Source organism: Methylomonas sp. (assembly GCF_023228165.1).
Classification (GTDB): Bacteria; Pseudomonadota; Gammaproteobacteria; order Methylococcales; family Methylomonadaceae; genus Methylomonas.
This window is the reverse complement of sequence record NZ_JALOBS010000014.1, coordinates 111,127-124,747: the sequence shown is the minus strand read 5'-3', so window position 1 is coordinate 124,747 and position 13,621 is coordinate 111,127. Positions and strand designations below refer to the sequence as shown.

Below are 13,621 nucleotides of genomic sequence, written 5' to 3'. Positions count from 1 at the left end.
CAGCTTATATGGTGGTCAGCCAGTAAAATTGATAGGGCGATAACACGATGCGGTTCTCGAGCTGTGCCGGTTTACTACCCGTGTATAAATCGATTTTTTGGCCGTGCAGGTTAATACCGCGATTGTTGATTCGGTCCAGATCCAGGTATTGAGGACTGCTGTCGAAATTGGCCACCACCAAAATTCGTTCGGATGGACGCAGATGATCAAAACGCATGTAACAAAGTAGGTGCTCGTTGTCGGTATCCAGGATTTCCCGGTTATTGAAATCGGCAAAAGCCGAGGTTTCCTTTCTAATGGCGATCATTTTCTTCATGGCATTGAATAGAACGAATTCGATAGAGCCCTGCTTTTTGCGTAATTCCGCCCGTTCCCAATTGATTTTAGGCCGATGTATCCAACGGTTATCGTCACTCTTGCCGTCGTCGTCGCGGTAGCTGTAATCGTTGACCACACCAATGGCATCGCCGTTGTACAGCAAGGGAATGCCGCCAAAAGACAAAATCAGGCTATGCACTAAGATAATGCGGCTGATAGCACTATTGATCAGCTCTTGATCGTTATTTTCAATGCCGGCCTCCAAGCCGACCAGAGACGCCAGAGAGCCGCAAATTCTGGCGTCTCCGGTGATTTCGTCGCGCATGAAGACTTCGCCGCGGGCCGGGGATGCATCGAACTGGCCGCTGAAATAATCGATTAAAAACTGGCGATGCGCATAAGGTTCGTAACCAGCCGCGCGCACGTCGCTGTCGTCAAAGCCGAAGCCGATGTCGTCGTGGCAGCGCACGTAATTCAACCAAGTGGCCCGTTCAAGCTTGGCGGGCAGGTTTTTTAGGCCTTGATAGAGCAACTTGGCATTGTGCGTGGCAATGCCATCCCACAACAAAGCCATGAAAGTGGCGTTGTAAGCGATTTCGCATTCCTTGGCTATGATGGCATCTTCGCCAAAATATTTGATGACTTCCACCGGCGCAACGATGGCTTCGGCGATGAACAGCACGCCGGGTGCCGTGACCTGGCAGCAGTCTTTCAGTAATTGCAGAATCAAATGCGCATTGCGTTCGTTTTGACAGCTGGTGCCGATTTTCTTCCATAAGAAGGCCACGGCATCCAATCGCAATACGTCGACGCCCTGATTGGCCCAAAACAGGATGATGTCCAGCATTTCAATAAAGACTCTGGGATTACCGTAATTCAGGTCCCATTGGTAGTCATGAAATACCGTCATCACCCATTTTTGCATGTCTTCGTTCCAAGTGAAGTTGCCGGGGTCGGTTTCAGGGAAGATTTGCGGCATGGTTTGCTCGAACATATCCGGGATTTCCCGGGTGTCGAAGGTAAAGTAATATTCTTGATAGCGTTGCTCGCCCTGCATGGCTTTTTGCGCCCATTCGTGTTCATCCGAGGTGTGGTTGAGCACAATGTCCAATACCAGCAAGATGTCGCGTTTTCTAAAATCCTTGGAGACCAGCGCCAAGTCATCAAGGTTGCCGACACGTTCGTCGATTTGACGGAAATCGCTGATGGCGTAGCCGCCGTCACTCTTGCCAATGGGGCATTTTAAAATCGGCATGATATGTACCATATTAATGCCCAATTCCATGAAGTAAGGTGTTTTGTTAACCAAATCGCCGAGGTTATCGGCAAAACCATTGGTGTAAAGCGCCATCCCCACCCACTTTTGCGACAAAAACCAGTTGTGATCCCGTTCGCGCTCGATGTCGACTTTTTCCAATTCAGCCGAACGGTTGATATAACCTTTGGCCATGGTTTCCACCAGGCTTAGCATCTGAGGTTTAAAATCCTCCCGGTGCCCATAAAGGTTATAGAACAGCGAATAAATGGCATAAAAGTTAGCACCTAAGCGGGTATAAAAATGCCTTAAATCCTGGCGGATGATCTCAGGTTTCAGATCATCAAGAATGTCGTTTAGCAGTGAATGGGACTCTTGCTCGTACATAATATTCCTTAAGAAATAAATCTATTCGTGAATCAGCGGTATGGGGCCGCGGCCTCGATGAAAACGGGAGTCCCCGATACTTTGCGCCACAAACAACTGGTTAAGATAAGGTTACGCGGTACTGTTTATGATCTAACAGAACATAACGAACATAAATAAACCGTCATCCGCTTATTAAAATCAAATTTCATTTTACCCTATAAGATCGGTAGGCAAATTTCAACGCCGAATTAAAACGCGAATTCACAGCAAAGCTGCGTAAAGTTGCGAATTCAGCTATCCTGATAGGGTTAAAAATAACAGTATTCCAAGAGAGAGGATAACAAGTGGATATTGCAACTTTATTGGGTTTTTTACTCGGTGTGGGGATTATTGCCGCGGCCATTGTATCGGGCGGCAGCATTTTGCTCTTTATCGATGTGCCCTCTATTCTAATCGTGTTCGGCGGAACATTTGGGGTTTCCTTGATGCGCTTGCCGATTGCGGATTTTCTGCGTTCCTTCGGTGTGGCGGGACGGGCTTTCATGAACAAAAAGGTTGATCCCAATGTTTTGATTGAAGAAGCCGTGACATTGGCTGATATGGCCCGTAAAAACGGCTTGTTGGCCTTAGAGTCCGCAGAGGTGTCCGATGACTTCATGAAAAAAGGCATACGACTGTGCGTGGATGGCTATAACCCTGAGTTCGTAAAAAATTTATTACAGCAAGACATCGATTTAATGGTGAGCCGTAATGAAGTGGGGCAGGGCATGTGGAAAGGGGTGGCCGATTTGGCCCCGGCCATGGGCATGATCGGTACCTTGGTGGGTTTGGTGCAAATGTTGGCCAATATGTCCGATCCCGCGGCAATTGGGCCGGCCATGGCGGTTGCCTTGTTAACCACCTTATATGGCGCGATGATTGCCAACGTGTTTGCGCTGCCGATGATAGATAAATTGGCCAGCGTGCTAAATTACGAAAAAGCCAATAAAGAACTGGTCATGAATTTTATCGCCAATCTACAGGAAGGCACCAATCCCAAGGTATTGAGAACACTGCTGAATACCTATGTGGCAGAGAAGAAACGTCAGGAGGAATAATTATGTCCGATTGTCCAAAATGTCCTCCTGCCGGCGCGCCGATGTGGTTGGCAACCTTTGCCGACCTGATGTCGCTGTTGATGTGTTTTTTCGTGTTGTTACTATCCATGGCCAGCATGGATGTGGTTAAGTTTAAAGCGGTTGCAGACTCTTTAAAAGAGGCCTTCGGGGTGCAACGGGAAATCCATGTCGATCAAATTCCCATGGGTACCAGCATTATCGAGCAACACTTCAGTCCAGGCCAGGTGCAACAGACGCCTCTGGATGAAATTCGCCAATCCACCGAAGAGGAAAAGGAAAAAATAGATACGCCCGATGATATGGAGACGGCCAAACAAAAAGTCATGGAAGCAACCCGCCAGGAAATCGAAGCAGAGGCTGATAAAATCAAGCAAGAATTACAATCGGAAATCGACCAAGGTTTGGTGACGGTGGAAACCAATGGCTTTCGAATTGTGATCAGAATCAATGAAAAAGGCTCTTTTTCGTCCGCCAGTGCGGTTTTGAAACCGGGTTTTGAGCCGGTAATGGACAAAATCACTCAAGCCGTTATGGAATCGAAAGGAAAAGTAATTGTTGCCGGTCACACCGACGATATTCCGATTAAAACCATTATGTATCGCTCCAACTGGGAGTTGTCTTCTTCGCGGGCGGTGACAGTTGCTCAATACATGTTGGAAAAACAGCAAATCGATCCTAACCGGTTTTTAATTGAAGGGCACGCCGATACCCATCCCTTGGTGCCGAACGATTCACCGCAAAACCGCGCCATTAACCGGCGGGTGGAAATTGTGATTGCCAGAGACGAAGCGCTGTTAAGTGACCAGAACAATACCTTGCAAACCATTCAAACCGATACCACTACAGACAAAACACCTTAAGCCAGGAATTTTTAATATGCTTAATGCAACAACCGAAAGACGGCGCTTTTTCAGAATAAACGATACCGTCAGCATGTCTTACCGACAAATTGACGAAGCAACAGCCAACTTGGGACTTAAATCGACGGGCATTATCGGCAGTGAATTTTCATTGGCGGCTACTTTGGATGTTTTATCACAAGAAGCGATGCGCATCATGCAGCGGATGGAGAAACAAAGCCCCGAGATATTGGAGCTATATCGTATTTTGGACGCAAAAGTGAATGCCGTGGCTCAGGCAACCATGTTTGTCGGTAGTCACGTCAATGCCCAAAATTGCCAGGACGTCAATTTGAGCGCCTCGGGATTGGCTTTTGAACAAGTCGAACCATTGACAATCGGACAAAATCTGGCCATTGAAATTTACTTGCCAAGCAGCTTGGCGTTGATGCGGATTTATGGTCGCGTGATAAGCTGCCGGTCGAACGATAACGCTGGCGAGGAACCGGTAAATTATACCGTCAGCGTTGATTTCACCCATGTCAATGAAGAAGATCAGGAACTGTTGATCAAGCATGTGGTACGAATGCAATGGCAGCAGTTGCGGGACAGTAAAGCCCAATCTGAAATTTAAACCCGTAGCGTTGGAAAGTTGAATAGCGCCTTAAGCCCCCCCCCGGAATCGCAATGAAACATTACAATGAAGACTGTTCATTATGTAAGCTGATGCGCAGCATGGCATTTACCGGAGTCGGCATGGGGATAGGCGCCGGGGTTGCCTACCTTTTGGGTGCCAGCAGGCAAGACATGGTGTATTCGGGGATAGTGGTGGCGGCGATACTGATATTCGGATTGGCGGGGCGAAACAAATAAAAACGATTGGGTACCATTAACCCGCGGGCCGGCAAGAACCCCCGCCGGCCTAATAAGTAGAATACCGGTTTAGGTTTGATGTACTTTTAAAAAATCCATGGAAACCCAGCCGTCAATTGCGCCGTCACCTTCAGCGTCGATGGCGGCCCAACCGTCTTTTTCCCGAATCACATAAACCTGCGCGTCTCTGGGCAGCACTTTCTGAATCTCGAACTGCGTACCCGCACCGCAGCGAACCCGCAGGCCATCCCGCGCGGCGACGCTGTAGACGGTACGTGAATCGTCGGCATGGATGATTTGCGGCATATCGCTGCTATTTAGAAATTCGTCGCTGTTATCGGTATCCAGCCAAAGTTGACCTTCTGCCGCCCGGCGTTTGACCAGACCGGGCAGTGCCACCTTTTTGCCGGTTTTGGGGTTTAAGGCTTTTACCCATTTGCTTAATTCGCTGGGTACGCAGTCGTAATCGCCGTTGTTCAGCCGGCGCAACAAGGTGCTGGATAACAAACTACCCATGCCGGCATTAAATACAAAGCTCGACAAAGCCGCAAACTGGTTGTCATGCAAAGGCACCCGGACGCATTTTTCGACTTGTTCACCGCATTGGCTCAAGTCTTGCGCCAAGAGTTTCTCGGCCTCGGCCTGGGTGATTTTGTCGGCTTTTTTAACGCCCTTGGTGTGGCCGTAGCCTATGGTCCAGACCCCGGCAGGGCACAGATAGGCCTCCAGTTTTAAACCTTCAAACTTTTGCACCAGTTTGATGCCGGCTGAATTTATTTTTCTTGCCATGATATGTGCTCCTCACTGATTTATGAGCTAAACATTTCAATGTCAGCTATTGACCGGGTAAGAATAGCAAACTGACGTGAGTGCCGGGCGTTCGGACAACGCCTGATTAGAAAGCTGTTGCCCTTACCCCCTTTAACTATTCTTGTAGCGCTTTCAGCAAAGCCAGCAGTTTGTCGTTGGCATCTCCGAACAGCATGCGGGTGTTTTCGTGTACGAACAGCGGGTTACCCACCCCGGCATAACCGGAAGCCATACTGCGTTTCATGACGATAGTCGTGCCGCTTTTCCAGCATTCCAGCACCGGCATACCGGCAATGGGGCTATTGGGGTCGTCCAACGCCGAAGGATTGACGATGTCGTTGGCGCCAATCACGATGGAGACGTCGACATTGGGAAAATCCGCGTTGATTTCGTCCATTTCGAACACGATATCGTACGGCACCTTAGCTTCCGCTAATAATACGTTCATGTGACCGGGCATACGGCCGGCGACCGGATGGATTGCGAAGCGTACTTTTTTACCCTGGCTGGTCAGCAATTTGGTAATTTCGTTCACTGTATGTTGCGCTTGCGCCACCGCCATACCGTAGCCTGGAATGATGACAATGCTTTTAGAATCGCGCAGCAATTGCGCGGTTTCCTCGGCTTCGATAGGCTGGATTTCGCCCTCGATTTCGGCTGACTCACCGCTGCCGGCGCTACCGAATCCGCCGGCAATGACACTAAGGAATTGTCGATTCATGGCCCGGCACATGATGTAGCTCAAAATTGCCCCGCTGCTGCCGACCAATGCGCCGGTGACGATCAATAAATCGTTGCTGAGCATGAAGCCGGTAGCGGCGGCCGCCCATCCGGAATAGCTATTCAGCATCGACACCACTACAGGCATGTCGGCGCCGCCGATGGCCATTACCATATGAATGCCAAAGATCAATGCGATGGCGGTCATCATTAACAGAGCTAATAGTGGGCCGTTAAAGACAGTACTCTGAAACAGGTCGCTGCCGAATACCGGCGTGCCGGTTTCGTTGCTAACTAAAAATTGCTGGCCGAGCGCTATAGTGCCGATCAGCATCAGCAGATTCAGCCAATGGCGGCCCGGTAACAGTACCGGTTTGCCGCTGATTCTGCCGCACAGTTTACCGAAAGCGATCACCGATCCCGAGAAGGTAACCGCGCCGATGAAAATACCGATATAGATTTCCAGTTCGTGTATGGTTTCTTCAACCCCGCTCAGTATGATGCTATGGTCCATGAAGCTGGCGTAACCAACCAAAACCGCCGCCATACCAACCAAACTGTGCATCAAAGCGACTAGTTCCGGCATCTGAGTCATTTCCACCCGGAATGCGGCGTAGCTACCGATCATACCGCCGATTAGCAACGCGCCGGCTAGTATCGGGTAGGCGGTGACATGCCCGCCTAGTATGGTGGCGAGTATGGCGATCGCCATCCCCAACATGCCGTAGTAATTGCCGCGGCGCGAGGTTTCTTGTTGGCTAAGGCCGCTCAGGCTCAAAATGAAAAGAATCGATGCCGCGATATACGACATGGTGACTAAACCTTGTGACATTTGTTTTCCCCTTATTTTCTAAACATTTCGAGCATGCGCCGGGTGACCAAAAAGCCACCGGAGATGTTGATGGCGGCAATCAAGATCGCCACCCCGGACAGAACGCTGATGATCAGGTTGTCCGGCGTAGACACCTGTAACAATGCGCCGATGACGATAATGCCGCTGATGGCGTTAGTCACGCTCATCAAAGGGGTATGCAGCGAGGCCGATACATTCCAGATCACTTGGTAGCCGATGAAACAGGCCAGCACGAAAACCGTAAAGTGCTCCAAAAAGGAATGAGGCGCCACCGCGCCCATGCCAAACAAGGCGGCACCCGCCAACAGGATCGGTAAAAACTGCGAGAATAAGGTCTTGTTTTTTTCGGGTTTGACATCAACGGCCGGCGATTCGGTCAGCGGTTTGTGGCTGACCGATATTTTGGGTGGCGGCGGCGGCCAAGTGATGGCGCCTTCCTTGACAACCGTGGCGCCGCGTATGACTTCATCGTCCATGTTGACGTTAAGCAGACCGTCTTTACCCGGACATAAGTCGGTCAGCAAGTGGCGCAAGTTAGTGGAATATAACTGACTAGATTGATTCGCCAGTCGGCTGGGCAAGTTAGTGTAACCAATAATGGTGACATCGTGTTTCACCACGATTTGGTCTTTTTCCGTCAAGGCGCAGTTACCGCCTTGTTCGGCAGCCAAGTCGACAATGACGCTGCCTGGCTTCATGGATTTCACCATGCCGGCGGTAATCAGTTCAGGGGCCGGCTTGCCGGGAATCAGAGCAGTCGTAATGATGATGTCCACTTCCATGGCCTGGCGAGCGAATAAAGCCATTTCCGCATCGATGAATTCCTTGGACATGATTTTGGCGTAGCCGCCGCTGCCCGAGCCGTCTTCCTGGAAATCCAGCATTAAAAACTCGGCGTCCATGCTTTCGATTTGCTCTTTAACCTCGGGGCGGGTATCAAAGGCGCGTACGATGGCGCCCATACTTTTGGCGGCACCTATAGCGGCCAGACCCGCCACACCCGCACCGATCACCAATACCTTAGCGGGCGGCACCTTGCCGGCCGCGGTGATTTGACCGGTAAAAAAACGTCCGAAATGTTGGGCGGCTTCCACTATGGCACGATAGCCGGCGATGTTGGCCATCGAGCTTAAGGCATCCATTTTCTGTGCACGGGACATGCGAGGCACGCTATCCATGGCGAGAACAGTGGCCTGTTTATCCGCCAACCGTTTCATCAAATTTTCGTTTTGCGCGGGCCAGATAAAACTAATCAAATGCTGACCTTTTTTCATTAATTCGACTTCATCGGTCGCTATTTCCGGATGGCGTTCCGGCGCTCTGACCTTCATAATGATGTCGGCTTGTTGCCAAACGGATTTTGCATCGGGTAAGACTTCTACTCCTACTTCCCGGTATGCTTCATCGCTAATATTGGCCAATAATCCGGCGCCGCTTTCGATGCACATCTGAAAGCCGAGTTTAATGATTTTATCGGCAGCTTCGGGTGTGGTGGCAACGCGTTTTTCACCATCGTGGATTTCTTTGGGTACGCCAATTTTCATAATAGCTCCTTATAGGGTCGGGCATGAGTCGATTAGTTTGCTATGCTTTCTTATTCTAGCTTTGAGAATAGGGGATTGGTTTGCTTTTATCAATCGTTTTCTAAATCGAAAAAAAATTTTAGATTAGAATTCGCGTAACGGAATGGAAGAATATTAAATATGAAAATTTTGGTTGTCGATGACAGCAAAACCATCAGGATGTTGGCGGCTGAATGCCTCAAGTCATTGGGGCACGAGGTGGCTCATGCGGAAAATGGCGGAGACTGTCTGCAGTTCGTAGCCGATTACACCGTGGACTTGATTCTTATGGATATTGAAATGCCTTCTATCAATGGCATTGAAGCCACCAAAGCGATCCGGGAAATCAAAAAAGACGACTGGTTTCCGATTATTTTTCTGACCACACACAGCGATGACGATTCCTTTGCCAACGGTATTTTAGCCGGTGGCGACGCCTACTTGTTGAAACCGCTTAATCCGTTGCGTTTGCAGATGACCGTAATTGTGATGGAACGTATTTATTTGATGCGGCAAAAACTTTTCAATACGCAAAAGACACTCCATCAAGTCAATTTGGAATTGGAACGTCTCTCGCTATTCGATCAATTAACCGGATTGGCCAATCGACATAATTTTGATAGCACCTTGGCCAGACAGTTTGCCTGGGCCAAACGCAGCAAATCCAGTTTGTCGGTGATTATTGGCGACCTGGATTATTTTAAAGTGTTTAATGACTGTTACGGACACCCGGCGGGTGACAATTGCTTAAGCCAAATAGCCCGCGCCATGGCAGAGCAAGCAAAACGGCCGATTGACTTGGCTTGTCGCTACGGCGGGGGAGAATTTACGGTAATTTTGCCGGAAACCGAGTTGCAAGGTGCCCACGTGGTTGCCGAGTCGATTAGGCAAGCCGTTTTCGAACAGAATATTCCTCATGCAGGCTCCAACATAGCTGACAGAATAACCATGAGTTTAGGCGTGGCGACCTACAATGGACAATATCTAACCGGCCCGGACCTTACCAAAGCCGCCGGCGCTGCGCTTTATAACGCTAAACAAAATGGGCGTAATCGGACAGAGGTGGCGGTATGACATTTAAAGCAAAGGATTTTGTAATGACCCGGCAGAGTTTGTTATTTGCCGTGGTAGCCGATGGCCTTGAATCTGGCAAGATACTGTGTTTCTTGCGTTACCTGCATCGAAATGGCCAGTGGCAAAAAGTAGGTACGGAACAAGCCAACACTTTTTTAAACGAGCATTTTCCTGAACACCAGCACTATTCGGCGGTTCTGGACGCCCATCTACATGCGGTTGACGAGGCAAAGGTCAGCCAACATTTTCAGCCGCAACCGGTTTTACAGGAATTACTGCAACTGGAAACCGCTGATCCAGTCATTAATGATTTACGAAAATTATGCGGTCTACTGCGGGCCAACCATTTGGATCTTCACCAATTCGGGGTAACCGGATCTATTTTGGTCGGCATGCAGAATCATGGCTCCGATATCGATCTAGTTTGTTACGATCGCGCTACTTTCCATCAGACCAGAAATATTATCCAAGGCCTGATTGCGAAAGATCAAATTCAAGCGCTTAACGATGACGATTGGCTTAGCGCCTATCAACGCCGCGCCTGCGATTTCGCGCTGGATGATTACATCTGGCACGAACAACGTAAATACAATAAAGCCATATTTAATCAACGCAAGTTCGATTTATCGCTGATATTGCCTACCTCAATTGCAGATGACAAGCAATTTCAGAAAGTCGGATATGTCTGCATTCAGGCCGAGGTTGTTGATGATAGCCTCGGTTTTGATTATCCGGCCGAGTTCGTCATCAATCATCCGGAAATTGCCAGTGTGGTTTGTTTTACCGCAACGTATATCGGCCAAGCCAAGGAAGGCGAACGAATTGAAGTAGCCGGACAATTGGAAATAGACGAACAAGGCCGGCGCCGTGTCGTGGTCGGCTCAACGCGAGAAGCCATAGGCGAATTCATTCGGGTTGTGCGGTGACGTCAGCGCTACCATTTCAAGCCGTTATTTTCGATATGGACGGCTTAGTACTGGATAGCGAATCAGGTTATTTCGCGGCCTGGCAACAAGCAGCGGCGGACATGGGTTACCACTTGGATCAGGTATTTTGTCTGGCGCTGTCAGGTTCGCATGGCCCGGCAATAAGTCAACGATTGTTGGCGCGTTTCGGGGCGGATTTCGGCCTTGAATTGTTTTACAGGCTGAGCGGCCAATATTGGCGCGAACAGGTACGGCGTGTCGGAATACCGGTCAAAACAGGATTTAACCAAGCCTTGCAACAGATCAAGTCTTTAGGTTTGCCTTATTGTCTGGCTACCAATAGCCGCCGCGCCGATGCGGAACAATGTTTGATCTTGGCTGGTTTGCAAGAGGTTTTTGAACAGGTGCTTACCCGTGAAGATGTCGATCATCCCAAGCCTGCCGCGGACATCTTTATTAAAGCCGCCGAAGCGATAAAAATCCCGCCGCAATTATGCCGGGTGCTGGAAGATTCACCCATTGGGGTGAGGGCGGCCGTGGCGGCCGACTGTCCTTGTTTGTACATTCCATCCGTATTGCCGGCCGACAGCGAGGCCTCCCATCTGGCCTACCGGGTATTGCCCGATCTGGCGGCCGTGGCGGATTTTATCTCGGCGGGTTTTGATCATCCGCTATAATGCCGGCTGGTTTTTGATACGGAATTGAGGTTGTGAAACCGCACTACGAAAAAGTCACTGTTTTGGCGCCCGCCCGTTTGCACATGGGTTTTATCGATTTAAGCGGTGCGCTCGGCCGACATTTCGGCAGTATCGGTCTGGCGCTTAACGACATAAACACTCACCTGACAATTACTCCCGCACCGTCATTGACGGTGAATGGCCCCTGCGCCAAACGTGCTTTAAAGGCCGCTCGGCAGCTTTGCCAGCTATTAAAGTTATCTGAAAACATTCAAATTGATCTTTCGAGCGCCATTCCCGAACACATAGGTCTGGGTTCCGGCACCCAGATGTCGTTGGCGATTGGTGCCGGTTTGAGCGGTTTTTACAATTTGGGCTTGAGCGTAAGGGATATTGCCAAGCTTACCTATCGCGGCGCCCGTTCCGGCATCGGTATCGGCGTGTTCGAACAGGGTGGTTTGGTGGTTGATGGCGGTCGCGGTCCGGATACGGAGACTCCGCCCTTGTTGTCACAAATGACAGTGCCGGCAGAGTGGCGATTTATTTTGGCTTTTGATCAACGTGGGCAAGGATTACACGGCGAGCAAGAAGTCAGCGCATTTAAGCAGCTACCGCCTTTTCCTCGTTCCGAGGCCGAGCGTTTGTGTTATTTGCTTCTGATGCAGGCCTTGCCTGCTGTAGCGGAGCGAAATCTGTCGCTATTCGGCGAGGTGATCACTGAGTTGCAGGCTACCGTTGGACGGCATTTTTCACCTGTGCAAGGCGGTATTTTTACCAGTCCGGAAGTGGCGGCGGCCATGAATTGGCTGCAACAACAAGGCGCGGTGGCATTAGGTCAAACCTCCTGGGGGCCTACCGGTTTTTGCGCTGTCGATACGCAGGAATTAGCCGACAGCTTGTTGATTGCTTTGCAAAGTCGGTTTACCTCCGAACACCTGTGTTTCAAGGTGGCGAGCGCCAGAAATACCGGAGCGGAAGTCACCCTAGTTTAATCGTCTGATTCGAACAAATACTCGGCACTATCGCTCAGCTCAAGATTATCTATCCAGTGTACCTGCAGCCGATCTCCTCGCTCGCGGTGTTTCAACCGAAAGGTAAAAAAAGGATTCATCGACAGACTGCCACCAAGCTCGGCAGTCATGATACTTCTACCGTTTAATTCAATAACCAATTCACGGATAAAATGGGCCGGGATCAATGCGCCGGTGATGGGGTGGCGGTTGCGACCGTTTTCCATGGGATGGGTAATCAGCAATTTGATCTCCGTGTAGCCCTCCAATTGCCGACTTCTAATTTTAATACTTCCCATCAGCCTGTCCCGCAACCACCTTGCATGACCTTTACCCAACGCTGATTGCGTAACAAACGTTCGCCTTGTTGAGCAATGACAATCACGTGGCAACTTTCCGCCATTTTGATGCGTGCGGTTAAATAAACCGCTAATGATGCATCAAACGCTATTTCAGCGGCCAGTGGAGTCGGGTTTTTTTCTACCCAGATATACAAGCGTTGAATATCCGCCAGATCACTGCTGATAGTGATGGGAACCACTGCGCCGTTCTCCGCAATTTCAGGCAACATTAACTGAATGGCCTCGCTATCGATGATAGTGCGGGTTCCAAATAATTGTTGGAAGTGGGTTGTAAAATCGCCCTTGGAAAAATGCTCTTCCGGCCAGTCGGCCAGAGACTTTTCGGCAAACAAAACGCTTGTTAAAGCACCAGCTGCGGCACGAAAGATGAACTGTAAAAAACCACGACGACGCACGAATCATTAACCTTATAAAAGTTGATGCAAATCAAAAAATCCTAAAATCTCTTTGATATCTTAGCCAACGTTGATTTATCAACACCATTTTTAATAAAAATCAAAAGGAAGGCAGAAAATGAATGAAGTTCAAGAAAAAGATAATTTCTGGCTCTACATTGTGTTGGGGGTGGTGCTTGTAGCGGGTGCCGTAGTGATGGTTAAAAGTTCAGAACACGATAAATACGTGACGGCAGCAAAAAATATAGCGGCGGACTCAAGCAATTCTGCTTACCGCAACGACGTACTTCACAGCGGCGGCAATAAAAAATAAATTTATCCACGACAACACGGGAAAAGCATATTTTCCCGTGTTTCATCATGGATAGTCTATCAAACTGCATATACCGTCATTCGATATTCTTTAGTTTAAATCACGGACCGGTTAAGGCCGCTCGGTTCTTTATTTGCTAAACGCAGA

15 protein-coding genes are annotated in these 13,621 nt (G+C 49.4%); 9 read left to right on the top strand and 6 right to left on the bottom strand.

Annotation, left to right across the window (positions count from 1 at the left end):
* Positions 1–4 precede the first annotated feature (4 nt).
* Complete coding sequence (locus tag M0R33_RS12520) at positions 5–1,960, bottom strand: alpha-amylase family glycosyl hydrolase (RefSeq protein ID WP_292569417.1); 1,956 nt, start codon at positions 1,958–1,960, stop codon at positions 5–7.
* Positions 1,961–2,286: 326 nt separating this feature from the next.
* On the opposite strand from M0R33_RS12520, the gene M0R33_RS12515 reads away from it, so the two are divergent.
* The 4 genes from M0R33_RS12515 to M0R33_RS12500 are packed head-to-tail and all read left to right on the top strand — an operon-like array spanning position 2,287 to position 4,772.
* A complete protein-coding gene (locus M0R33_RS12515) occupies positions 2,287–3,039 on the top strand; it encodes a MotA/TolQ/ExbB proton channel family protein (protein ID WP_292569415.1) in 753 nt (250 codons plus the stop codon).
* A gap of 2 nt (positions 3,040–3,041) precedes the next feature.
* Positions 3,042–3,920 (top strand): flagellar motor protein MotB, encoded by an 879-nt coding sequence (locus M0R33_RS12510; RefSeq protein ID WP_292569413.1) that lies wholly within the window; start codon positions 3,042–3,044, stop codon positions 3,918–3,920.
* 16 nt (positions 3,921–3,936) lie between these two features.
* Complete coding sequence (locus M0R33_RS12505; RefSeq protein WP_292569411.1) at positions 3,937–4,533, top strand: PilZ domain-containing protein; 597 nt, start codon at positions 3,937–3,939, stop codon at positions 4,531–4,533.
* Between the two features lie 53 nt (positions 4,534–4,586).
* On the top strand, positions 4,587–4,772 hold the full coding sequence (locus tag M0R33_RS12500) for a hypothetical protein (protein WP_292569409.1): 186 nt from the start codon (positions 4,587–4,589) through the stop codon (positions 4,770–4,772).
* A 69-nt stretch (positions 4,773–4,841) separates the two neighbouring features.
* On the opposite strand, the gene M0R33_RS12495 is transcribed toward M0R33_RS12500, so the two are convergent.
* The 3 genes from M0R33_RS12495 to M0R33_RS12485 form a co-directional block, all read right to left on the bottom strand.
* Positions 4,842–5,561: a glycoside hydrolase family protein gene (locus tag M0R33_RS12495; RefSeq protein WP_292569407.1), complete on the bottom strand. Its 720-nt coding sequence runs from the start codon at positions 5,559–5,561 to the stop codon at positions 4,842–4,844.
* Between the two features lie 136 nt (positions 5,562–5,697).
* Positions 5,698–7,134, bottom strand: a complete 1,437-nt coding sequence (pntB, locus tag M0R33_RS12490) for a Re/Si-specific NAD(P)(+) transhydrogenase subunit beta (RefSeq protein WP_292569405.1) — start codon at positions 7,132–7,134, stop codon at positions 5,698–5,700.
* Positions 7,135–7,145: 11 nt separating this feature from the next.
* Positions 7,146–8,699 carry a Re/Si-specific NAD(P)(+) transhydrogenase subunit alpha gene (locus tag M0R33_RS12485; RefSeq protein ID WP_292569403.1) on the bottom strand — a complete coding sequence of 518 codons (1,554 nt, stop codon included), beginning with the start codon at positions 8,697–8,699 and terminating at the stop codon, positions 7,146–7,148.
* 159 nt (positions 8,700–8,858) lie between these two features.
* Here M0R33_RS12485 and M0R33_RS12480 point away from each other — a divergent pair, with 159 nt between their 5' ends.
* The 4 genes from M0R33_RS12480 to M0R33_RS12465 are packed head-to-tail and all read left to right on the top strand — an operon-like array spanning position 8,859 to position 12,386.
* Complete coding sequence (locus tag M0R33_RS12480) at positions 8,859–9,791, top strand: diguanylate cyclase (RefSeq protein WP_292569399.1); 933 nt, start codon at positions 8,859–8,861, stop codon at positions 9,789–9,791.
* On the top strand, positions 9,788–10,717 hold the full coding sequence (locus M0R33_RS12475) for a hypothetical protein (RefSeq protein WP_292569396.1): 930 nt from the start codon (positions 9,788–9,790) through the stop codon (positions 10,715–10,717). The genes M0R33_RS12480 and M0R33_RS12475 overlap by 4 nt, the downstream gene beginning before the upstream one ends.
* Positions 10,714–11,394 carry an HAD family phosphatase gene (locus tag M0R33_RS12470; RefSeq protein WP_366043756.1) on the top strand — a complete coding sequence of 227 codons (681 nt, stop codon included), beginning with the start codon at positions 10,714–10,716 and terminating at the stop codon, positions 11,392–11,394. Before M0R33_RS12475 ends, M0R33_RS12470 begins: the two co-directional genes overlap by 4 nt.
* A 32-nt stretch (positions 11,395–11,426) precedes the next feature.
* Positions 11,427–12,386, top strand: coding sequence for a beta-ribofuranosylaminobenzene 5'-phosphate synthase family protein (locus M0R33_RS12465; protein ID WP_292569390.1), 960 nt, complete (start codon positions 11,427–11,429; stop codon positions 12,384–12,386).
* Here M0R33_RS12465 and soxZ read toward each other — a convergent pair.
* On the bottom strand, positions 12,383–12,703 hold the full coding sequence (gene soxZ / locus M0R33_RS12460) for a thiosulfate oxidation carrier complex protein SoxZ (protein WP_292569387.1): 321 nt from the start codon (positions 12,701–12,703) through the stop codon (positions 12,383–12,385). The genes M0R33_RS12465 and soxZ overlap by 4 nt on opposite strands.
* The gene (gene soxY, locus M0R33_RS12455) at positions 12,703–13,161 is read right to left on the bottom strand and encodes a thiosulfate oxidation carrier protein SoxY (RefSeq protein WP_292569384.1); all 459 of its coding nucleotides are present in this window, start codon (positions 13,159–13,161) and stop codon (positions 12,703–12,705) included. The genes soxZ and soxY overlap by 1 nt, the downstream gene beginning before the upstream one ends.
* Positions 13,162–13,279: 118 nt before the next feature.
* Here soxY and M0R33_RS12450 point away from each other — a divergent pair, with 118 nt between their 5' ends.
* Positions 13,280–13,474, top strand: coding sequence for a hypothetical protein (locus tag M0R33_RS12450; protein ID WP_292569381.1), 195 nt, complete (start codon positions 13,280–13,282; stop codon positions 13,472–13,474).
* Positions 13,475–13,621: the final 147 nt, after the last annotated feature.